The organism is Sphingomonas pituitosa NBRC 102491, assembly GCF_001598435.1.
Classification (GTDB): domain Bacteria; phylum Pseudomonadota; class Alphaproteobacteria; order Sphingomonadales; family Sphingomonadaceae; genus Sphingomonas; species Sphingomonas pituitosa.
Window position 1 is genome coordinate 37,110 of sequence record NZ_BCYY01000028.1, and the last position, 21,145, is coordinate 58,254.

Here is a 21,145-nt window from a genome sequence, read left to right on the forward strand (position 1 = left end):
CGATCCCTTGCGCCGCGACAAGCATGTCCGCCACATCGGGGTTCTACCTGCGCCGCCTGCAATGAGCGCGTGCTCTGCGAGGTTCGGGTCCGGACCCTCGCAGTCCATCAAGATCGGCGCGTCTACTTCGATGCTGCCGTCAAGCACTTGTATAGGCGATCGATTGACTTCCTGCGCACGAAGCCAGCATTGAACTTCAGCAAGATGCGATGTTTGGCAATCGCCGCCTTGCCCATGAACCTGCGGCCTTGGCCGAGGTCCATCCCATTTCGATACCGCTCGCGTTGTGCCAATTCCTTATCGCCGTAACCCGCGCTGCTCGAACGCTACGACGTCATCGATACTCCAAAACTTGGGGCGAGTGAACAATGACGCACCTATGACATCCGAGCTCAGAACCGCGTGGATGGCAAGGACGGCGTCGAGCCGAACGGCAGCTCCCGCTTCCAATGCCTGAACGTCTTCCTCAGCCACGGACGCCTCCGCTGCTAGCTGCTCGACCGTCATCCCCATCAGATCACGGAGGCGCTCCGCGCGTCGGCCGATCTCGCCAATGCTCTCCGGGGCGGGAAGAGAGTAGTCGGTCATGCTTCCCTCGTGGAAATATGTGGTCTGATGCTTCTTCCGTGGCCGTCACCAAGCCTTGTAGTCGATCTCGCTTTGTTCGGCCAGGAAACTTGAGCGCGTGCTTGCAGAGGCACTCTCCTCTGACCGTGCAGACCGACCTCAACGCAGGAGTCGGGCCGGGAGATGAATTAACCGCTCCCAGCAACTGAACGGGTTGGGCACTCCTCCCCGTTCGGAGGCGGGGCGGACCCGCTCAGCCGACGAGTCCGTGGCATGCAGCGCAACCTTCTGTTGACAAGATCCCTCGTAAGCTGGGGACATGAAGCAGAACGAACTTCGCCCCAGACAGGACGCACTTACCAGACGATGGATCTACAAACTCATGGCGGTCCTGCTACCCGCGATGGCTCTAGTGGTCGTAATGGCACTTATCTCAGCTCGAGAACTGTCTCGCCAAGGCTATGACACGTGGCTGAGCACCCCTGCGGGCGCATCAGCCTCGAAAGGAAGCCCTGAGCCCTACCTCATCCACCAGCCCGCTCGAGACGCGAAGGTACCACCGGATCCAGGCCTAGTAGCGGCAGAAGACATAGATGCTCAGGCCCACTTCTATCGCCATCCCAACCACGTACATGGCCATACCAAAACGCCAGGCGCCTCTGCTGCTGGAGAACAGAAGGGCCAGCGCCGGGAGTATGATCCCTACTGTGCACAACCCCAGGGCAAAGACGAGTCCGGCGTATGCGCCGCCTGGGCCGCGGTCATCGAGTACGCCCAAGCCAACTCGGTCGCTCGTTCTGCCCTCCTGCTTCAATCCACCAGCAGCATCATCTCGTTGATGATCAGCCTCTTCGGAGTCGTTGCCATTTTCGTCGCAGCCCGAGCCGCGGAACTCGCCGCTCAGAGCAATCGGCTCGCAGGAGCGCTGAGTGCCGGCTACCTTGTCCCCAATGTCTCTGACGAGAACGACGTGTATCGGGCGGGCGTCGAGAACATTGGCGGGAGCAGAGCAGAGCTGGTCCGCCTTGCATTGTGGTGCACCGACTATCACGTGGTCGGCCAAGCTTGTCTCGTTCCGTCCGCTGAAGACGTTGGTGACCGCATATTGGGAGCCGGCGCCCGCCTCGCGATCAGCGACATCAACGATACCAAGACGGCTGTTATCGAAGCCACGATGGTTGACCTGACCGGGCACAGAAGGTCGGTCACGTCGATCTTCGAGCGCAAGGACGATGGCTGGTGCTGCGTAAGGCAGTACGAACATGGCGGTCTCCAAATTTGAGGGTTTCGTGGTGGCGGCGGGCACGGGCGCGAGCCTCATGACGGGGATGGCGAGCTCGCTTCATCCCGGGATCGCGAGAGCGGTCATGTTTTCGGGCGCGTTGCTGCCGACGAAGCTCCGCTCCTCGAGTTGAAGGCGGAAGCGAGCACTGGACATATTCCCCGGGGCTGGTTGGCGTGCGTTCGCGTCTTGTGCGACGCTGAAATCGTCGAGGCACGGGAGCACTTCTGCAGCCGCGATGTGCGCGCATCTCGTTCAATTTTCAGGAGGAGCTTGGTTAGGCGGTCGCAAGGAGGAGCGGCGCGCCGCGTTAAAATCATCGGTTAGGCTGCGGCTGGCATCCCCTTCCCGCAGCTCGTCGGTAAGGGGGCTGTTCCTGGGGAATCCGGGCGTACCAGCCTCGGCGTTGCGGGACGTGAATATCGTCTCGGCATGAGCGAGGGTGCGCCCGCCCGGTCAGGCGGGCGCAAGTAGGCTCGAGCCCATGGGCTGATCGCCGCCGTCAGCCCAGGCGTCTTGATGGAACCAGCGGCCCCGCTACTTCGAGGCGGTGTGTACGAGCCCGCTCTCGACGTCGAACACGCTGACATGCTCGTCCGCTCCGTTCCTGTAGAATCCGCACAGGCGCTTCCACCTGAGCACCGCAAGGGAGGCGGTCAAAGCGTTCAGATCGGCCACCTGCACGTTCGACTGATAGGGATCGTCGTGACCGCCGGAGCCGCCAGGGATTGTAGCCAGCGCCGCCTCCCTGGTGCTGTCCGTGCTGGTCGTGACCCTTAGCAGACCAAAGACTCCGTCCGCGGTTACCTCAAGGCCGATCCCAGTGTCGATGAACCGCACACCGGCCCTGTCGAGTCGGCGACAGATGGACTGCTTCGGTTCGATCTGGTCGATGCAGAGGAACACGAAGTCCATGCTGTCCAGAACCGAAAGCCCGCCACGCTGCAGGCGCTCCGGATGAGGTACTATGCCGCGATGTATCTGCGAGTAAACGGCGGCCCAGTGGTCAACCTTGGATCGGCGGAGGCGAAGATTCTCTAAAGAGGCGGCCCCCGGTGCACGGAAGGCATTGTGCTGGTCGAAGGTATCGTCGTCGAAGAGATGGATCGATGCGACGGGTGTCTTCGCGACGAGGTCGAGGACGTAGGAGCCCGTTCCGCCCAGCCCTACGATGGCCAGCTTCTGTCCATGGAACCTGGAGGCGAGACGTTCGGTACCGGCGCGGCTGGATGCCGTGTCGACATAGTGGAAGGGCGAGGCGACGTTGTGCTCCCGCATGACCCCGCCTGGCCTGGCGGTACAACGAGGATCCAGCAGCATCGCCTGACCGGTCAACGCGGCCACATATGCGGTCACCAGTTCGTGGTAGTCCATGAACTCGCGACCAGACGGCTGTTGGCAGAGGCTTCGCTGCACTTCACCGTTGAACTCCTTGGCATGCCCGGTGGATATGCCGGGCAGCGGCTCGCCACTCGCGGTGCAGGGCGGGCTTCCGCTCCAGCCCACGTCATGCCGATGGGGAGCAACGGTGACGTCGCCTGCGAGAAGGACCCGAACGGAAAGCGTGCCGTACTTAACGGTCCTCAATCCGTCGACATACGGGATGCCGCGGACGACAAGCAGGCCATCGACGAGGGCTACGTCGTAGCCCTCGTCGCGCAGCCGCTCCAGGTCCGCACTACGACGCGACGGTGTGAGTGACAACGAAGGTCTCCCCCTGGGCGATCGGCGTGCGCTGTCGCACGGTGAGCAGCCCTTCCGCAGCGTGCGACGGGCCACCCCTGAAGGCGATGGTCACCGCACTATTGATTGAAGCGCGCATCTGGGGGAACGCGAGCCGTACGAGATCGCAATGCTCGATGCTGCTCCCTTTGATCAGGTGCTTCTGCCCGTTGACGATGATCTCGCAGGTATCGCCCACGTCATGGGCGGGCCGCAGCGGATTCACTCTCAACGGCACAAGGCTTCGTTTGTCGTCGATCATGCACAATCTCCTTACAGTTGAGTGCCTATTGCGGACGGCGCGGGCTCTCAGAACCTGAGCGCGTTCGCCGCACGGAGCAGATGCCGCCCCACCGCTTCGTAGAGCGCGCCGGCGGCTAAGCCTGACATCCTGGACCATTCGCCATCGGGGTCGTCGAAGATGGTAGCTAGCGCTGGACCGACTTCCTCGATCTCCAGATCGTGGTCGGCCATTACCTCGAGCGCCATCGCGAGGACCCGGAGCATCCTCTCGGTCGGATCGCAGGGCACGCCGATCGAAAGCGGCTCAAGGCGCGTGTAGAGGCTGGTTGGCAGCGCGTGCTCGTTCGACGCCGCAACCATCCAGTTTATCTCCCCCAGGTCGATGACGGCATCCATCGATCGGCAGAACCATCGGCGCGCGGCGTCAGGGTCGAGCATGGTCGCGATGTCGTCTCCAATCCGGGCGGCTGCGCCCCCGAGCCCAAGCACCAGGACGATCGGATTGGCGCAACGCGCGCTGGCCATGGCGATCACGGGATCGGGCGGCACGACGAGTTCGGGTCCGCGCGCTCCCGAACGGCGCAGCGCGTCGGGCTGGAGCCGGCCAGCGTCCATCACGAACAGCGGCACGCCGGCGACGCGCGCCATTCGGCGCGCAACGAAGCGCGCCTCGTCGTCTGTGTGGCCCACAAGGGCGAGCGGAGCGAAATGGAACCAGCTTCTTTCAACATGGCGACGATGGCGGGTGTCGTTCGCGAGGAACTCGACCAGTCCGGGGACCCATTCCATCCCGATCCGCTGCGCGCAGTCGGCGGATGGGGAACCGAGCAGATCCAGCGGCCTGTCCAGACCGAAGGACTCCCCGGCTGGGGAGCCCTGCATTACCGTCCTGGTCGGGTTTGCCTCGGCGCTAGCCCGAGGGATGACCGCGATGTTGCGCCAGATGGGCGCAAGTTCCGCTTCAGCTATCGTCATTCGTCACCTCGCCAGAAGCGAAGAGGACGTCGCCCCCCCGAGGAGAGGCCGGCGAGCTTCACTCGCTTCTCGGTCTCCTGCATCTCGGCTAGGAGCTTGCGCTCCAGCGCTCGGGGCCCCTGCTCCTCAAAGAAGGCAGCAAAGTCCGCGAAGCGGTGTGCCTGCGGGCGCCACCAGTCGCGGAAACGTTCCCGCTCCCAGTTCTGCCGGAACCAGATGACGAAGAAGCCCTTGTCCTCCCCTCCCCTACGCAGATCGATGCCGAACTCGCCGTGACGGTCCACCAGGAAGGAGTATATCTTCAGCGCTCGCGCCTTGGCCTTGCGAGCTTTGGCCCGCTTCTTCAGCAGATCGCGCGCCTGTGAAGCACGAAGCTCGGATATCTCGCTCGCCGCCATGGCCAGCAGTCGATCCGGTCCGACGACCTCTCCAAGGCGGCCCCAGAGCAGCCACTTTCCGCGCTTGTCCAACATCCAGGAAAAGAGCGACGCCGCATGACGCCTATGCCTCCAGGTTCTGGTCCATACGGGGTATTCGGCGAAGGACGCTCCGTTACGCCCGACAACGCGGAACATGCCGATCGTCGAGGAAGCCGTGTCGAGCCGGACCTCGTACTCGATGGACCCGCTACCAGCGAGGATGTCCTCCCGCGCGCTGGGATCGATTTCAGCCGTGTCTCTCATTCGCGCAATGTGGTGGAGATACGCGGTAGCTGGCCAGCTATTCGCAGGCCCATCGACATGGCAACGAGGCCCATATGCGCGTGTATGGCTGCTCGGCGGGGGTTCTGTTGCGCGAGCCAGCGGGAGGTTACCCGTGTCTCAACCTTCCGGCTGACCGGGTTCAGATGATCAAGTCGTCCAACTCTAAGGATCGCTTGGCAAATCCCCTGCGGATTTCAGGGTCACCGGGATGTCGCAGGCCTGGTCCGCCGCGCGACTTGGTAACGGAACGGCTAGCGATCCGAGACGCTCTCGCTTGGAGGACGTCTCGGGTCGATCACGGCTTGCAGGTCGGTGTGCTCAAGCAGCCGGCGACGGGCGCGTGCAAGGCACCGGCCCCTCGAAGGAAACCTGAGAAACGGCTAAAGCGGCATCAGCGGCCGCGAGGATAGTTCGGCTGCAATCCGCTGGCCAGGTGCGGCAACGGGCGTCCTTCATCAGGACGTCCCGCCTGGATCGCCACATGCGGACTTTCTTCTCGCATTGGAAACTTCCGTCGATGCGGTGGCTACTGATCGTGTCCGCCGAGCGCCGCCTGAAATCTCGACGGACCTTCTGCCGACGCGATTTCGCGACGAACGCCGGCTAGACGCCGTTCGATCTGCTGTAGCGACCTCTTCCACCCGCACGGACGCGATGGCAGTCGCGCCGGAAAGTCTCGTAGCTGAGCGGCGCGGCCCTTTCTCCGCGCGCACGAGAACTCCGATCACTTGCCGTGCTGGTCTGGATATCCCGCAAGACGCGACGGTAACCTTCCCGGATCGTGCCGCCATCCCCAGCGATTCGCAGCGCATGATGACGCCGTAGGTTTCGAACCACTCTGTCGGCATCGGTGAGATGCCGCGGCTTCTTTTCGCCCGGAGTGCCCTTCCCCGCCTTCCGGCTCGCACGCCATCGCTTCACCGTCGAGGGACTAGCGGGATCGCCAAACCGTTCGCGGTGGTCGGCCCCCCAGTGTTTATGAAGCGCAATCGAGATCGCCTTGGTGCCGTTTGGAATTGCGAGCTGGTCCATCAGGTCGCAATGCGCTGCAACGCGGTCGAGAGAGGAACAGCACGGAGGGACATCGTTGTCCGCCTCAAGGTTGCTCGGGCTCAGCCAAACCCGCATGGTTAGGGCATCGCCGGTCACCAAACCTGCATCGGGCGAAGGGGACCATTGCACCTTGAAAGACGGCTCCAGCGCCTCTCGCATTGCGGGAAGAACGAGTTCGGCGAGCCACGGCTCGCGCCCGAAGACGACCTCGAAGTACAGCTGTTCCTTAGAGCAAGCCATTCAAACCTCCATTCTCGCGCCGGCACAGCGCGGGATGACCGGAGATGGATATCTGCGGAAAAAGCTCAACACGGGCGAATAGATACATCTTAAGACACTTCGTACTTCCCAAACGGCGACTGGGGCCCGGCGCCCAATAATCTTTTCGGCTCTGCGGCGAAGTCGGAAGTACAGCGCTTTTTTGAGTTGAGGCTTCAGATCAATCGCTGAAGAGCACCCGTGAGGCGGCTGCAGACTTTCGGATCGCTGGGCAGAAATTCACGGTCGCATGGGAAAGCGTCGTGGAAGCGCTGGCGCAACATGTCTTCCGAGTCAGTACGTTCACTTTATGTTCTTTTTGCGACTTCCTCAGAATCGATGGGCGCCGCGGTGGTGCTCGGCATTGCAATCAGATGCCGCAGGCGAGATCTCAGCCGGTCTGCCTCTTCTTCGCTGTCAAGCAATGCCTCACGTTGAGGGCTGGAGCTGCCTTTGAAACGGCCCCTCAAGATCGCGTCGGCGTCTTGGAGGTCGAGGGAAGTTCCGCCCTGCGGCACATGCGCGGCGCGCTCGCCTTCTGGTCGTTCAGTCAGGTCCGGCTTCAGCCTGATACCGCCGGGCCTGTGCCCTAGGAGCCCCACGATCTCGCGCCAGGACCGGGGCCGCGCCGGCATGAAGTACAGCGGCAGGTTAGCTCCCTGCAGCGCGCCTTCCAGGTTGGACCAGCCCGCGCCCGCACCGACCAAAACGCGGCATTCGTTCAATGCCTGGCTTTGCGGAAGATTGTCAGCGGACAGGGCGTCCAGCAGCGCAGCTGCGGCGCTCGACGAACTCGGAGGCTCCATCGACAGCGACATGCCGAGGACCGTGGCTTCGCGCCTGATGTCGAGAACGAGCGCCGCGATGGGTGCAACGACGCCGTGCTCGGCGTGTCGCACCGGGACGTCGATAGCACAATGCGTGACGAGAACGTCCCGTACTCCCTCCGGGCGCAGTCCTCTGCTGCGACGGATCTCGCCAATGAGGGCTTTCATGGCCGTCACGCCGGGTAGTCCCACCCCGCGGAGTTCGGCTAGCCGGCGAGCTCTATCCATGACTTGACTCACCGACTGGTTCCTTGCTGCTGCCTCCGCATCGGAGATAAGCTGGCGCTGCGTGTCACTAACCGAACCAACCTTCTTCCTTTCCTTGCCGGAACCCATGAGTGCTTCGGGCCTGCCAGTGTCTAGCCACCCCCGCACTAGGATCCAGAACGAAACCTCCGTAAGTCCCAGCTGGGCAATAGCTTCACGACGAGTAATCTCACGAGCGACATAGCGCTCGATAATCCCAATTCTCCGCGACCTCATGACGCCGGTGGGGAGCCACTTGCGAGAAGTCCAGCTCATTGAACCTGTTCATGATTATCTCTTTCTATGAATGAGGAACATCGTGCCCCGGTACGCTACGGAGTCGAGTTTCCTGAGTGGCCATGCTGCACCCGAACTGGGAGGATCGCTCCCAAGGGCAGACACGTGACGGACGCTTTTGGTCCGACGGCTTCGCTTGATACATGGAGGGGACCATTGCGCTCGTGTTCCACTGAGCAGGTCAAGCTGCAGCCGACGGCCGATCGCTGCGAACAGAGCGTGGCGTCATACCCCCGGCGCCGCGAATACAGGAGGGCGCAGAAAAGCCATCGATTTCATGTGGAGGCTACGCGGCAAGTGCGCACGATCGGCGTCACTTCCAACGTCTTTGTAGGCTGATGGTGGATCAGCCGTTCTCTTCTCGACTGGGCGGAGGAACTGGGCTCGGCCGACGACATGCTATGGGTCGCTGCGGCATGTGCCGGGTCCGCAACGCGCCTGCAACCTAGGCAAATCTTTGAAGAGCGGCGGTCAGCCGGCTGCGAGCTGCGGCGTCGCTGGAAAGGAACTCGACGTCACCGGGGAAGAAATTCCGAAACCTCTCCCGCAGCATGTCCTCGGCGTCGGGCAGTTCGATCGGATCACCGAACTTGAGCTTCACCAGGCGTTCGCTTGGCGGCCTTCTTGTGAGGTCGGGGAGAAGCACGACACCTGCTGGACGCTTGCCGAGCAGACGAGCGAGGCTGCGGGCCGAGGCCCTGGGACGCACGGCTTGGAGCGACAGGGGCAGCCCCGCGCCGGCAAGTGCTGCACCCAGCTCTGGCCAGCCACTGCTCGCTTCGTTTGGAATGGTGAATGAACGTACGGGCGCCGATCGCGGGCGGTCCGCTCGCGCAACGGCGTCCAGAATGGTCCGCGCAGCCTGGCTGGAACTTCCTGCATCGAACGACAGTGTCATTCCAAGAAAGGTCGCGCCCTTCCGAACGTCCAGCAGCGCACACATAACAGGTGCGACAAGTCCGTGTTCCGGATGCACGACTGCGACGTCGAGCGCGCAGAACTCGAGCACAAGATCCACGATACCTTCGGGCCTGAGGCCCCGGGCCCGTCTTGCCTCCTGAACCAGAGCCTCGATCTTCCGCCGATAAGGCACCTGCACGCCTCGCTGCTGAGCGAGCATTTGAACGTTATGGACAACGCGGCGGATCGAGGCACCGGGCAATCCACGCTCGGCCTCCTGGATGAGGACCTCCGCATCCTCGTCGATTGGCATCCTCGCCTTGAATACGTGCCCAGTCGCACCGAGGTCTGCCGGGCGTTGGCTCTGACGCCATGCCCGCAACAGCCTCCAGAATGTGGGCGCCGACACACCGAGCCTTCGCATCGCTTCCACGCTCGAGATGGTGCCTCCTAGATACGTTTCGATGATCTCGATCCGCCGCAAAACTTCCTGACGCTTCCGCGGAACAATCCCGGACAAATCGTAATAGCGCTCATTTGACATAGACTCTCCTTTTCTCGAAGACTCAGCGAAATAGCTCGCGCGAAAACCCGCCCCGAACGCGGTAATCCGCTAATTCAGTCGCCAGTTGTTTTCAGGGAGCTCGCGAGCGGTTGCTCCGCCGCGGGAGCGGATTTCCAGAGATGGCAACCTAGCCATCCACCTTCATCGTCTCGTGATTGATTGTCTCACGTTGCGACGGTCGTTGATCGTCCCGCACCTATCGTCAGCTATAAGCTGTGCGGGGCCGGCCGGACGCTTGAGCGAGACCGATGGCCATTTCGGCGACCTCTTGCCGCACCGCTCGGCGAGTGTCCGCCGGAAGGACAACGTCATCCTGAGGGGGGTCGCGCCGCTCCGGACCTCCCGAAGAGCGCACTCTGCTGTTCACTTACACTTCCCGAACGGCGATTTAGGCCCGGCGGCCAACGAGCTTTTCGGCTCGGCGCCGACGTTGCGGGGTACTAGGCTTTTCCGAGTTGAGGCGTCAGATCAATCGCTGGAGAGCACCCGTGAGACGGCTGCGAACTTTCGGATCGTTGGACAGAAATTCACGGTCGCCTGGGAAGGCGTCTCGGAAGCGCTCTCGTATCATGTCCTCCGCGGTCGTCAGCGCTACGGGATCGCCGAAGGTGAGCTTGGCGACGCGTTCCCTTGCGGACCTTCGGGCCAGATCGGGCAGGAGTACGATCCCGCCTGGACGTTTGCCAAGAAGTCGAACGACCCGTCGCGCCGAGGCTCGCGAACGAACTGGCTCGACGGTGACGGGAATTCCTGCATCCATCATGGCAGTGCCTAGATCAGCGAACTCGCCGCTCGCCTCAGCCGGGATTGAGAAAGAGCGGGGAGGCGACGTACGAGGCCGATCGGCTTGCGCTATGGCGTCGAGCATCGCCCTGGCAGCCGCGCTTGCGTCTCCCGCTTCGAAGGACAGGCTGAGGCCGAGCGGTTTCACCGTCTGTCGTACGTCCAGCAGCACGCACATGACGGGAACAATGTGACCAAATTCCGCGTGTATGACGGGAATTCTCACCGCGCAGAACTCAAGCAGCAGATCCGCCACGCCATGTGGCCTGAGACCGAGTTCGCGCCGGAACTCGTCGACGCGATACTCGATCTTCTCCCGGCCGGGCATCGCGACGCCGCTCTGCTGAGCAATTCGGCAAGCGCGTTCGACGATCTTCCGCACCGAAGCCGTGGGCGTCTCCGCGACCGCGCTCTGAATGATCATGTCGGCTTCGGCTTCAATTGGCCATCGCCCTTTGAAGGCCTTTCCGGACCCGCCAAGCTCCGCGGGACGGCCGCTATTGCGCCAGGCCCGGACCAGACGCCAGAAGGTAGGAACTGAAAGCCCAAGTCTTTCGATGGCCTGAGAACTCGAGATCTCCTTCGAGATATATGCCTCAAGGACCTCGACTCGCCTAAGAACCTCACGCTGCCGATGCGGGGCAACGCCTGAAAGATCATATCGACTGATATCAGACATAGTTTCTCCTTTGAAATTTGTATCCGCTGTCAGCTAGCTAAGCAGATGTGCGAAATCGCGGCTGGGACCGTCCGCCGGCCAGCCTTGACTGCGTTGTCATGAGGGAGCGCTTGCTCGCCCCGTAGAGAATGGAAGATTCGAGCGCTGGCCATGCACGACCGAGCTCAGAGGCAGGCAATCAGCCTCGGTTAGCGCCGAGAGCCCCCTATGCACACGGACCGCAACTATGAAGACCAGGGCCAATCCGGCCTTAATAACATCTTAGGGTCAGCGAGACAAAATTGGTCGCCTCAGCATCTTGATCACTTCTTCAAGTGAAGCGCACATAGATCCCTGGCTAGGAAGTTTTATGCGTCGGATAGCTCCCGACACCTCTAGCCTATCTAAGATAGTCTGATTGTATGCGGACACTTCAGCACTCACCACCTCGTCAGCCTTGAACAAGCTGAGTGGTTCTCTTCCAACTGCACGGACCGCTGCAGCTTCACCCCGCCCCGTTTCGGTCGCGCCAGGAATGAATTTTATGGAGCCGATGGAGCTCCCAATTATTGGTATCGCCTTGCGCCCAAACCGCCGCGAGCCTTGTAGGACGACATCGCTGCCCAACAGGGTCTTCATGGTTTCGGCGAAGTGCCTGTCCCTATCCGATTGAATAGGCCCCACGGTAACGTGCAAGCGCACCTTGTCTGGAACGTGAATGTCGATTCCTCGCTCATAAATGTAATGACGAGCATCGATCAGAGCTGCACGTTGTCCCGTCACGGCATTGCGACGTTCTACAACTCTAGCGCCCAAGATAAGCCCAGATGCCTTGTCTAGAACGACAGCCAGGACCGCGGCTTCCAGCCGCTCTCCATCTTCCCGGCTTTCTTCTCCAGGCAACGCTAAAAGCAGCGAAATGCCTACTGCATCCACAAGGATATCTCGGCCGTAGCCTTCCTTCAAATTGTCAACGACCAGACGCCGCTTCTTGAGGACCTCCCGTGCGATGCGCTCCGCTGCTCTCAAGGACACATCTTTGTGTGCTTCGACGATTTGGGTGGCAAACGCGTTTAGCGACCCCTCAAGCGCGACAGACTCAGCCAAGCGCTCTGCATACTCTCGTGCCTTTGTGAACTTCTCTGCAGCGTCGCCCCCCCGCGCTTTGCGGGCAGATCCTCCTGCGATGGATTTTAGGTTTGATCCGGTCGATTTCCAGATCCGCTTGAGCCTGAACATAGTCGGCACGCTGACGCCAGCGATCTGGCTTGCGATCTGCGTCGTCTCGCCCTCTTTCAGCGCAACGAGCGCCACGAGTCGCTTCAGGAGATCACGCATTTGCGTTGGACGTAGCTTCTTTAGGAAGGCACGGTCATCATCTGAGAGCTGATACTCGAGAGCCGCAAACTGCTGCTTCAGCAGCCTCTCAAGCCTCAGGTCTTCCGAAATCTGCTTCGAGGGCATCGACATGCCCCGGACCTTAGCAGGCCTCGATCGAACATCCACGCCAATCACCTCAGCATCCCTCAACACGCGACAAACGACCCGTTAACCAACAAACTATCATGGCACTTAGTGATTACCCTTGACGTCTGCATCGTGAAAGCCGACTTGAAGGCATATCAAGGGAGAACGTGCAATGGCAGGAAAGGTGGCATGGGCTGGGGGAAGAGACTCAGCGAGGAGACAGAAGCGAGGAAGCCCAGCCAAGCTGAATGGTCAAAGACTGATGAGCCGTGGCCATCAGCGCGTCCCAGGCAAGGAGGCGGTGGCGACCGTCAACGGATCCGACCGCAGCAGGTTTGTCGGTCGCTGTGCGGTCAAACCCGGGCAGCCGCTTGCGGCATGATCATTGCGGACGAGCGGCTGTGGGAGGACGCGGAGGACTACAGCGACGCATTCACGGAAGCATGGTCCGACGGCATGTTCTCGATCGTCAGCCGAACGTCGTCCGGCTTCGCCGGCACTCTTCGAAAGCTCGACTAACCCAAGCGAGGAGATCGACGCCAATCTCAGGCGCCCACTGATTGGGTCGGCCATGACGGCGGCTTCGGCCTTCGATCACATGCATCCGCTCATCGCCTCCTCTCCCCGCCCGAGCGGCTGGAGGAGGCAGTGCTGCGCTGAGCACATTATCAACAACAACGCCCAGAATCGGGCTTCCACCAGCGAGGAGAAATTCATGAATGACGTGACGTGGGACTACCCGGACGAACTCACCCCGGCCACCATGGCTGAGTACGAGGCCACGATGACCATGGAGGCCTCCACGTGCGGCCTTTCCGTTCACGATGTCGAGCTGTTGACTGCGCTTCGAGCCATCGAGGCTGGCCGCCCCTTTCTCGTCAAGGATCAGTGGCTGGTTGCGACCGGGCAGCTTGCCGATGGAACGATCGCAGCGATGTCTGTCGATCGTAAAGATGGCAAGGTGCAGATCCGTAGGTGGAAGCTGACCGTGGCGTTCATCTACGCACTGCTGTGCGAGGACGGCATTACCTTTCCAGGCCTGCCTATGTCCCTGTGCGCTCCAATCCCCCTTTCCTGACCACCTGACCTACGGGCGATCGTGCTCGGATCCACCCTGCATACGCTGACCTAAGGAGAAGAAAGATGATCACCCTTACGCATCGCCGCTTCAAGCGCATCGTCTCAAAGATGAAGAGCATCATCCGCGACGAGATCGATGCCGACTTCAGGCACAACCTCGTCGAGAAGGCCGTGACGGCTGGCTTTGACTTCGACCACATGCATGCGCTCATCACCTCCGTCCCCTGCGAGGCGGTCTGGCAGGGAGACCGATGCGCAGAGTACCTCGCGAGCAACGGCTTCCTGTCCGAAGTCGATGCGACCCAGGTCGTCGAATGGCTCGATGAGGAGATCGGATTCCTGCTCGACGACGACGTTCAGCGGCCGCGTCCTCATTCCGTCGAGGCGCCCGCACCGGCCTTTCGCTGATCACCCGGCGCTCCACTAAAAAGCCCCTCACCGGGGTCGCAACACCACATCAAGAAAGAACGAAACAGCTCCGGGCGCTCCAAGCGCGCTCGCTTGGGCTCGAGCGAACGCGCTCGCGATCCGTATGGGACCGGACGGTGCCCTTCATCGAAAAACACCGTGACTACCCTGGAGAACAACCCTTCCGACTAGGAGACTTAGATGGCGACCAACTTCAGCCAGGCTGACGAGGAATTTTCCGACATTCTCGCCGACACCACCATTCATCGCATCGTCTTCGACGTGCGCGGGAATCAGCTGCGCCAGGTTATAACCGGCACTAAGACCCATGAGACGTTCAGCTTCCCTTCGAAGCGATGGCGGCGGACGCTGACCGGGGAGACGGCCATGGAACTTCTCCTCACCAAATACGCCGAGGCCGTTCCTACGATGCTGGACTTCAATCCGCAGCCATGCCGCGTCGAGGGCGAAATCGGGGGCAAGAAGCATATCGCGCTCCCGGACTTCGCTATGGTCGAGAAGGACTGTGCGCCGATCCTGGGCGAGGTGAAGCGCGATCGAGCGCAGTTCGAAAGGGCAAGCGCACTTCGCCAGAAGGCGCTGACGATGAAGGCGGCGGAGCTCCTCGGCTGGGAATATCGACAGATTACGGGGGAGACGGTTGGCACCCTCGACTACCGAGAGAATCTCGACGAGATCGTAGCGCATCGGTTCGCGCACATCCCCATTCGTCAGGAGCAGGCGGCAACCCGTGCTCTTCGCGAACGTGGTCAGATGACGGTCGCGGATCTCGCCGAGGAGATGGGAGAGACCGCCTCCCGAGGTCAGGCGCTGATCTGCGCACTCATGGTGCGCCGCCTGGCCGACATCGATCTGCAAGTTCCGCTTGGTGCCCGCAGCCTCGTGCGACAGGCCCCTTCCCTACCCTTCGCATTTCCGCGCATCCGCCTCTAACCTGCTCTCTGCCGGGTGCGGACCCGGCCATCTGCCGCCGCAGGAAGATCCTGCCGCGCTGCGCCTCGCGTCGTTGAGTTCCTAGCGCGCAGGCATCCCCCGCACTTCCTCTCAGCGGTCGCTTCGAGCCGCCCCTGCCGTCCGGCGCCACGCGACGCCGTGCTGCGGATCCATACCTCGCGTCTGGAGAACATCCACATGGACATCGAACGACAGATACCTCCACTGAACATCGCCGGGCTGACGCCCGGCGCCATCTTCTCCGTCGACGACAAGAAGCTCGTCTGGAGAGGCGAGCTGGGCGACGGCGACCTGAACGTCCAGGACTACCGTACGGGAGAGCTCTACCGGCCGCTGGATGCCTCGACCGGCATGCGTCAGGTCGCCACCTTGACGTGGATGCAGGACGCGCTCGCCCGTGGCGCGTTCAAGATCCTCCTGTACGCCGACGGCACCAAGCCCGAGGCTGAACGAGCGCCCTTGTCCGAAATGAATCGCGACGAGCTGCTGAAGTACGATCCGCACGCAGAAGCGCGACAGACGCTCCTCCTGGAGCTTCATCTCAAGGGTATCAGTCGCAGTGATCCCAATCTGGGCGAGGCAGTCAGGGAGATCTGGACAGAGAAGCTGACGGGCTTCGGGGAACGCCCAGCGACGTCGACCGTGCGCGAGTGGATGACCTGGACCGATCCGGCTTTCCCCGCCCTCGTCCAGCTGGTGTCGAACAGCGGGCGCGTGCCTCGCGCGAAGCGTCTCGACCCTCTCGTGAGAGAGGTCATCTCTCGCGGCTGCGAGTGGTACTGGGAGGAGCGTGGTCGTCAGATCAAGGACGTCGAGGCAAAGGGCGCCGTCGAAATCCTGAAGATCAACAAGGAGCGGCGCGAGCAGGGGCTATCGCCGCTCAAGCAGGCTTCACGCGAGGCCTACCGGCGTGCTGTCCGAACTTCGGAATCGCCGGAGAACTACGAGCGGAAATACGGCAAGATCGCCGCTCAGCGGTACTGGCGCACTTCTCGTGAGGGACAGCAGGCGAAGAATGCCCTCGAGCTGGTTCTGATGGACGATACGGTTCTGGACGCCGTGGCCTGCATCCGCACCGTGAACGGCCGGCGCTATCCGGCTGGAAGGCCGTATCTGTGCTTGGCGATATGCGCGGGGACACGTTGCGTGCCCGGCTTTGTCATCAGCTTCAAGCCTCCAACGACACACACCGCAGCGGAGTGTTTGAGGAGGGTCGGTCTCGAGAAGACCAACATTTCACCAGAATGGAAGCGGCGCTATCCCGTTCTCACGACGATCGGAGGCAAGCCGGTCGCGCTCGGAGTGGATAACGGCTCGAACTATATCTCGCCTGCATTCCAGGAAGCGGCGGCCGAGGCCGGCATCACCATACGCTATGCACCCATTCGGGAGCCGAAGTGGAAGGCGATCATCGAACGCTTCTTCCGGACCTTGAACACCTGGCTGCTGCAGAAGCTTCCAGGTCACACTCTCGACCCGAAGACGCTGCGGGAACTCAACTACGACCCCGCTACCAAGGCCGTTCTGCTGGTGGAGGAGCTGGAAGCGCTCATCGCCGAGTTCTTGAACGTATATCATATCTCGATCCACTCGACGCTCAACGAGCAGCCGGCCGCCGCATGGCTACGGTCCATCGAGGCGCGGCCGCGTGCGATCCTCGACCAGCAGGCGCTGGACCGCATGCTGCTGATCACCGTTCCGGGACGGCGACTTACGATCAACGGAGTGCGCTGGAATCGTCGGACCTACAGGGTGGGCGAGCTTGAACGGCTTCTACGCGCCAACGTGCCGAACAGCGCGGTCGGGGACCGGATCAAGCCGAACGCCGCGTGCACGGTGAAGATCAAGATCGATCCCAACAACGTGGGCCACATCTGGGTCGAAGACCTTGTGACGCGCACCTATGTCGAGCTTCGAGCGACCGACGCGCGATACTCGTGGGGGCTCAGCCTCGATCAGCATGAGCAGGTGCTCGCCTGGGCCAAGAAGCAGAATCTCGCCTTCAACACCGAGGAAGAGCGGCTGGCGGCGCTTAACGGGCTCAACGACTTCATCGAAGCGAAGATCCCGTCCCTGTCGGTACGGGAGCGCCGCGCCGTAGGTCGCTTCACCGATCCCGCGGGCACCCCGACGCCGGACGGCGACGTGACAATCGAGCATGCGGAGGCCTCGCACGATGGCCTGGGTCAGGTCATCGAGCATGATCCGGCCGCCCCCGAGCGGCTCGATCACGACGTGGTTCAAGACCGGCCAGCCTCGGGCGTCACCGCGCAGGGGAGTAGCCACGACGCCGATCCCCGCGAGGATCTCGAACTTCCACCGATCGATCCGAAGACCGGCCTCTTCACGCCCCCCGACGACGAGGACGAGCGCTTCGAGGAGGACTATTCATGAGCAGAAGACCACGACGTAGGGCCGTTGTGCGGCCCACTTTCTCCGCGGCACAGCTGCGCCCCTCGACCGGCTTGCCGGTCGAGGACAACAGCCGTGAGCGCTCCATCGCCGCGGCGAATGCGGTGGCATTGTCCAGGCAGATCTATCTGCAGCATCCCGCTCACCGCGCGATGTTCGCTTCCTTCGACTACATTCGAGCCCTGGACCGGCTTTCCACGGGCCCGAAGTCGGCGATGCGCGTTATCGGTGCCAGCGCCTCGGGCAAGTCGACCGGATTCGATCAGTACATCGAGATCGACCGCCGACGGTCCGAGCCTGAGCCGGGGACACTCCCGGTTTTTCGGATCAAGCTCGATCGCGCCTGCACGACCAAGCGCCTCGTGACTTCGATGCTGGACGGCTACGGGGACGAGTACTCCGATGCGAGCGTCGAGAGCACGCTTCGCAAGCGCCTGTATCGCTGCGTCGAGAGGTTCAGGACGGAGATGATCTTCGTCGACGAGGTGCAGCACCTGAACTTTCGCGCTTCCGAGCGATCGGACCCCACGGATACGCTGAAGCGCATGCTCGACGACGGTGTGGTGTCACTGGTGTTCGGCGGCGACGAAACCGCCCTCAACCTGATGAATCGGAACATCCAGCTCGCGAACCGCATGATCGCTCCAGGCGACATCAACGCCTTGAGTATCGAGGACGAGGGCGACCGTCGGACATTCCGATCCTTCGTCTCCAGGCTTGATCAGGAGCTGGTCACGAGAAGCATCATGGAACGTCCGTCGAACCTGGAGGACGACACGACTCTCCGGTGCCTCTTCGTGGTGTCGGGAGGATATCTGGGTCGAGTGGTCAACCTGGTGAGACAGGCGATCGCCATCGCTGTCCGGCGGTCTGCGCCCATCATCGAGCCACATGATCTCTGGCTCGCAACCGAGCGCTGGGCGATCCAGCAGAAGATCGTGTCCTACAATCCTTTCAGCAAGGGGATTCCCGATGCCTGATCATAGCAGTTGGACCCCGCCGGAGCGTGGCTCCGGACGCGTGCTGTTCCCGACCTCGATAGACCCACGAGAGTACCTCATGGGGGCAGTTCTCAAGGCCGCCTCGGACAACGCTCACATGAACGTCAGCGCGATCCTCGCGTCTGCCGGCTATCCGCACGCGAGATCGTTCGATCTCGCTCTCAGTCGACTGGAGAACATCGCGGGGCTGGCAAGCGTTCTCGGAGTTGACCGCGATGAGCTTGCGGACCTGACATTCCGTCCGCGGCGCTCCTTCGGCCACCTGACCACAGTGTCGTTTCTCGGCGGGGAGGCTTCGTCGTTCGACATCGTCACGCGCCGGCGGCGCGTCTCAGGTACCACGTTGCGCTCGCAGCCCTTTCATAGAGCGGTATGGACGCACGGCCTGCTTCCATACTGCCCAGTCTCTCTTGAGCTTCTGGTCGATCGCTGCCCGCGATGCAATCAGAAGCTGGACTGGTTCCGGGCTACCCCCGCAGGGGAACCGCGTTGGCGATCCCCAGACATCAACGCGATATTTCGATGCGGCGATCCGAAGTGCGGGAACGACCTTCGAGACACGTCATCGAGCTTCCTCGATGATCGCCTGGTCGCATCATACCGCACGATGGCCGGGCTCGTCGCCCCCGGCGACAGGCACGGAGCAGGAATCGATCTGCCGCCGGCCCTGCAGACCCTTTCCTCCGGCGCGTGCTTCGAACTTGGATGGAGCTTAGCCAGGGTCTTCGCCCTCGACGGCGCCTCCAGAGCTCGGAGCAAGACGCTCGACGCCGAAACTTTTCTGTCGACTTTGCATCTCGCTGAACAGTTTCTGTCCGGTTGGCCGGATCGCTTCCAATTCGAACTGCAGACTTCCGCCCGGAACGCTCCCATTGAAGTGGCGGTCCAGCGCGTGCGTCGACTTAAGGCGCTTACACGAGCAAAGGCGATGTGGCCCGAGGTCACTGAGACGATCAGGCTAGCCTACCCCGCTCTGCTAAAGCGCGATCGGATAGCCCTGAGGTCACTGAATCCATCAGTGGTCACGCGGACCGATGCTGTCGAGATAGTCGGAATGACGGCCAGGAGTTTTGCGAAAGCGGCGACCTCGCAGGGCCTGGAAGCGCTGGCCACACGGGGCGACCGACGATCGTTCCAGGACTTCGACATCGCCGCCATTGAGAAGCTGCGCGACGCGAAGCTCGCGAGCATGCCGCTGGACTCCGTCGCTGAGCACCTCGGCATCAGCTATCACGGCGTGGAACAGCTCGCGGCGGTTGGCCTGCTTCGACTGGAGGAGCACCCGGCGCTAGCGGCAACATACCGCCTTCCGAGGGTGGTTCGATCCTCTGTAGACGGCCTCGTCGAACAGCTGATCCGCGGCTCGCGAGGAGAGATGTCGGGTACCTGCATTCCGCTCCGTATCGCGATCAAGTGCCTTCAAGGCGAGAAACCCTGGGCATCGATCCTTCGAGCCCTGCTGGAGGGAGCCCTGCCTTTTGCCCTGGACCCGAACGCCACTCGGATCGTCCGGGGTATCGCCGTGCCGGAAAACAGCGTCGATCTGCTGAGGTCCTTCTCCTTCCGCCGTGCCGATCACCCTCATTTCCCGTTTGCGAAGGACATGAGCAGACGGGATGCCGAGGAAGCACTCAATCTCGTTCCGCGTACTTTGGAGCAGGCGCTAAAACAGGAACTTGGATCAGATCGAAGCAGCGGTCGCATACGCGTCGGGGACGTCGCGGCGATTGCGGCGCGGCTCATCTCGGCAGCGGAGATCAGCGCTCGGACCCGCCCCGGCACCCGGCGACTGCCGCGAGAGCTCAAGCGCGGACGATACAAGCGCATCGGCGCGGCAGGATGGTCGCGTCAAGAAATCGAACCACTTCTGGCTGGAGGGAGAAAGTAGGATGCATCGCAGATCCGGAGCGCGGAAGAGGCAGAACGCAGGTCGCAGGAGCCATTCGTCGCTTGATCGCAAAACGATCTATGAGGTCTCGCACGTGGAGCGGCTGTCGAAGGCCCTTCAGCAGATCCTCACGGTCGAGTTCCGCACGCCGATCGATCTTCGAGTGTGCTGCGCCACCGTTGCCGCTGGCACGGCGCTCTCGCGGCACATCGTGGGAGACGACGTGTTCTACATGGGCTTGCCCTGGTCGACATCGGCGGCACTGAAGCACCTCGCAGGGCGCGGCTTCGTCTTTAGCCCGCGAGAAGCGCTAGCCGCGCTGTACCGACTTGAAGCTAGCCACATCATCGATCGTCGACGTCTCGAATATCGAGATCGCCGTCAGACGAGGCGTTCTCGGTCGAGTGTGATAATGTCGTCTGTTGTCAACGGGGATGAGTGGGCGCAACGAGCGTCGATCAGGACCAGGCAAGTCCGGCCAGGCGTCTGGGACGATAGATTCCCCCTCGGATATTCACGCCGCGGATGACGCGCTCGCAGGGAAATAGCAGCAGCCGCTCGATGCCCTGATATCGAAGACCGGTCCTTACGGACCGGTCATTTTTTTGGCCCGATTACCCTTGGAAGTTTGTAAATGTTTTCTCCCGTACGGATGCCGTGCGTTAAAGTGTTCGGTCTAGCGTGTATTACCGTGCGCAACTCGCAGCGCAGCCAGACCGTTAGCGTGCGGGATTACACAGATCCATGAACATCCAAAAACCCGCGGATTTGCGTGGTTCTTGACGGTATCTGATCCACCCAAATCCGGGTCGATCCATTGGAACCCGCGGCACC

General features: G+C 61.9%; 18 protein-coding genes. 8 read left to right on the forward strand and 10 right to left on the reverse strand.

Annotated elements, in window-relative coordinates; all coding sequences use genetic code 11:
* Positions 1 to 297: 297 nt before the first annotated feature.
* Positions 298 to 588 carry a helix-turn-helix domain-containing protein gene (locus SPI01S_RS18820; RefSeq protein WP_066726380.1) on the reverse strand — a complete coding sequence of 97 codons (291 nt, stop codon included), beginning with the start codon at positions 586 to 588 and terminating at the stop codon, positions 298 to 300.
* Between the two features lie 298 nt (positions 589 to 886).
* Here SPI01S_RS18820 and SPI01S_RS22460 point away from each other — a divergent pair, with 298 nt between their 5' ends.
* Positions 887 to 1,849, forward strand: coding sequence for a hypothetical protein (locus SPI01S_RS22460; protein WP_157084786.1), 963 nt, complete (start codon positions 887 to 889; stop codon positions 1,847 to 1,849).
* Positions 1,850 to 2,386: 537 nt separating this feature from the next.
* Here the strand turns inward: SPI01S_RS22460 and SPI01S_RS18835 are convergent.
* From SPI01S_RS18835 to SPI01S_RS18870, 9 genes are all read right to left on the reverse strand, one after another.
* Positions 2,387 to 3,553, reverse strand: a complete 1,167-nt coding sequence (locus tag SPI01S_RS18835) for a ThiF family adenylyltransferase (protein ID WP_066726389.1) — start codon at positions 3,551 to 3,553, stop codon at positions 2,387 to 2,389.
* Entirely contained in the window at positions 3,528 to 3,833 is a 306-nt protein-coding gene (locus SPI01S_RS22750) for a hypothetical protein (protein WP_066726392.1), read from the reverse strand. The genes SPI01S_RS18835 and SPI01S_RS22750 overlap by 26 nt, the downstream gene beginning before the upstream one ends.
* Before the next feature lie 47 nt (positions 3,834 to 3,880).
* Entirely contained in the window at positions 3,881 to 4,789 is a 909-nt protein-coding gene (locus tag SPI01S_RS18845) for a hypothetical protein (RefSeq protein ID WP_066726395.1), read from the reverse strand.
* On the reverse strand, positions 4,786 to 5,472 hold the full coding sequence (locus SPI01S_RS18850; protein ID WP_066726397.1) for a hypothetical protein: 687 nt from the start codon (positions 5,470 to 5,472) through the stop codon (positions 4,786 to 4,788). Before SPI01S_RS18850 ends, SPI01S_RS18845 begins: the two co-directional genes overlap by 4 nt.
* Before the next feature lie 624 nt (positions 5,473 to 6,096).
* On the reverse strand, positions 6,097 to 6,786 hold the full coding sequence (locus SPI01S_RS22470) for a hypothetical protein (protein ID WP_157084788.1): 690 nt from the start codon (positions 6,784 to 6,786) through the stop codon (positions 6,097 to 6,099).
* A gap of 326 nt (positions 6,787 to 7,112) precedes the next feature.
* Entirely contained in the window at positions 7,113 to 7,799 is a 687-nt protein-coding gene (locus SPI01S_RS18855; protein ID WP_157084789.1) for a hypothetical protein, read from the reverse strand.
* A gap of 820 nt (positions 7,800 to 8,619) precedes the next feature.
* The gene (locus SPI01S_RS18860; RefSeq protein WP_157084790.1) at positions 8,620 to 9,618 is read right to left on the reverse strand and encodes a hypothetical protein; all 999 of its coding nucleotides are present in this window, start codon (positions 9,616 to 9,618) and stop codon (positions 8,620 to 8,622) included.
* A 484-nt stretch (positions 9,619 to 10,102) separates the two neighbouring features.
* Complete coding sequence (locus tag SPI01S_RS18865; RefSeq protein WP_157084791.1) at positions 10,103 to 11,101, reverse strand: hypothetical protein; 999 nt, start codon at positions 11,099 to 11,101, stop codon at positions 10,103 to 10,105.
* 267 nt (positions 11,102 to 11,368) lie between these two features.
* The gene (locus SPI01S_RS18870) at positions 11,369 to 12,550 is read right to left on the reverse strand and encodes a hypothetical protein (protein WP_157084792.1); all 1,182 of its coding nucleotides are present in this window, start codon (positions 12,548 to 12,550) and stop codon (positions 11,369 to 11,371) included.
* 375 nt (positions 12,551 to 12,925) lie between these two features.
* Between SPI01S_RS18870 and SPI01S_RS22475 the strand changes: the two genes are divergently transcribed.
* The 7 genes from SPI01S_RS22475 to SPI01S_RS18900 all read left to right on the forward strand — a co-directional run bounded on the left by SPI01S_RS22475 (position 12,926) and on the right by SPI01S_RS18900 (position 20,311).
* Complete coding sequence (locus tag SPI01S_RS22475) at positions 12,926 to 13,066, forward strand: hypothetical protein (protein WP_157084793.1); 141 nt, start codon at positions 12,926 to 12,928, stop codon at positions 13,064 to 13,066.
* A 196-nt stretch (positions 13,067 to 13,262) separates the two neighbouring features.
* Positions 13,263 to 13,625: a hypothetical protein gene (locus SPI01S_RS18875; protein WP_157084794.1), complete on the forward strand. Its 363-nt coding sequence runs from the start codon at positions 13,263 to 13,265 to the stop codon at positions 13,623 to 13,625.
* A gap of 65 nt (positions 13,626 to 13,690) precedes the next feature.
* The gene (locus SPI01S_RS18880) at positions 13,691 to 14,035 is read left to right on the forward strand and encodes a hypothetical protein (RefSeq protein WP_066726416.1); all 345 of its coding nucleotides are present in this window, start codon (positions 13,691 to 13,693) and stop codon (positions 14,033 to 14,035) included.
* Positions 14,036 to 14,236: 201 nt separating this feature from the next.
* Entirely contained in the window at positions 14,237 to 14,989 is a 753-nt protein-coding gene (locus SPI01S_RS18885) for a hypothetical protein (RefSeq protein ID WP_066726419.1), read from the forward strand.
* A gap of 198 nt (positions 14,990 to 15,187) precedes the next feature.
* The gene (locus tag SPI01S_RS18890; protein ID WP_157084795.1) at positions 15,188 to 17,404 is read left to right on the forward strand and encodes a TnsB C-terminal domain-containing protein; all 2,217 of its coding nucleotides are present in this window, start codon (positions 15,188 to 15,190) and stop codon (positions 17,402 to 17,404) included.
* A gap of 26 nt (positions 17,405 to 17,430) precedes the next feature.
* Positions 17,431 to 18,402, forward strand: coding sequence for a TniB family NTP-binding protein (locus SPI01S_RS18895; protein ID WP_066726424.1), 972 nt, complete (start codon positions 17,431 to 17,433; stop codon positions 18,400 to 18,402).
* Between the two features lie 79 nt (positions 18,403 to 18,481).
* A complete protein-coding gene (locus SPI01S_RS18900; protein ID WP_157084796.1) occupies positions 18,482 to 20,311 on the forward strand; it encodes a hypothetical protein in 1,830 nt (609 codons plus the stop codon).
* Positions 20,312 to 21,145: the final 834 nt, after the last annotated feature.

Bases quoted from the DNA above. Each gene is read 5' to 3' on its own strand.
- SPI01S_RS18870 (WP_157084792.1), bottom strand. From the start codon at position 12,550: ATGTCGATGCCCTCGAAGCAGATTTCGGAAGACCTGAGGCTTGAGAGG.
- SPI01S_RS18855 (WP_157084789.1), bottom strand. From the start codon at position 7,799: ATGAAAGCCCTCATTGGCGAGATCCGTCGCAGCAGAGGACTGCGCCCG.
- SPI01S_RS18885 (WP_066726419.1), top strand. From the start codon at position 14,237: ATGGCGACCAACTTCAGCCAGGCTGACGAGGAATTTTCCGACATTCTC.
- SPI01S_RS22470 (WP_157084788.1), bottom strand. From the start codon at position 6,786: ATGGCTTGCTCTAAGGAACAGCTGTACTTCGAGGTCGTCTTCGGGCGC.
- SPI01S_RS18900 (WP_157084796.1), top strand. From the start codon at position 18,482: ATGGGGGCAGTTCTCAAGGCCGCCTCGGACAACGCTCACATGAACGTC.
- SPI01S_RS18850 (WP_066726397.1), bottom strand. From the start codon at position 5,472: ATGAGAGACACGGCTGAAATCGATCCCAGCGCGCGGGAGGACATCCTC.
- SPI01S_RS18845 (WP_066726395.1), bottom strand. From the start codon at position 4,789: ATGACGATAGCTGAAGCGGAACTTGCGCCCATCTGGCGCAACATCGCG.
- SPI01S_RS18860 (WP_157084790.1), bottom strand. From the start codon at position 9,618: ATGTCAAATGAGCGCTATTACGATTTGTCCGGGATTGTTCCGCGGAAG.
- SPI01S_RS18875 (WP_157084794.1), top strand. From the start codon at position 13,263: ATGAATGACGTGACGTGGGACTACCCGGACGAACTCACCCCGGCCACC.
- SPI01S_RS18820 (WP_066726380.1), bottom strand. From the start codon at position 588: ATGACCGACTACTCTCTTCCCGCCCCGGAGAGCATTGGCGAGATCGGC.
- SPI01S_RS22460 (WP_157084786.1), top strand. From the start codon at position 887: ATGAAGCAGAACGAACTTCGCCCCAGACAGGACGCACTTACCAGACGA.
- SPI01S_RS18865 (WP_157084791.1), bottom strand. From the start codon at position 11,101: ATGTCTGATATCAGTCGATATGATCTTTCAGGCGTTGCCCCGCATCGG.
- SPI01S_RS22750 (WP_066726392.1), bottom strand. From the start codon at position 3,833: ATGATCGACGACAAACGAAGCCTTGTGCCGTTGAGAGTGAATCCGCTG.
- SPI01S_RS22475 (WP_157084793.1), top strand. From the start codon at position 12,926: ATGATCATTGCGGACGAGCGGCTGTGGGAGGACGCGGAGGACTACAGC.
- SPI01S_RS18880 (WP_066726416.1), top strand. From the start codon at position 13,691: ATGATCACCCTTACGCATCGCCGCTTCAAGCGCATCGTCTCAAAGATG.
- SPI01S_RS18890 (WP_157084795.1), top strand. From the start codon at position 15,188: ATGGACATCGAACGACAGATACCTCCACTGAACATCGCCGGGCTGACG.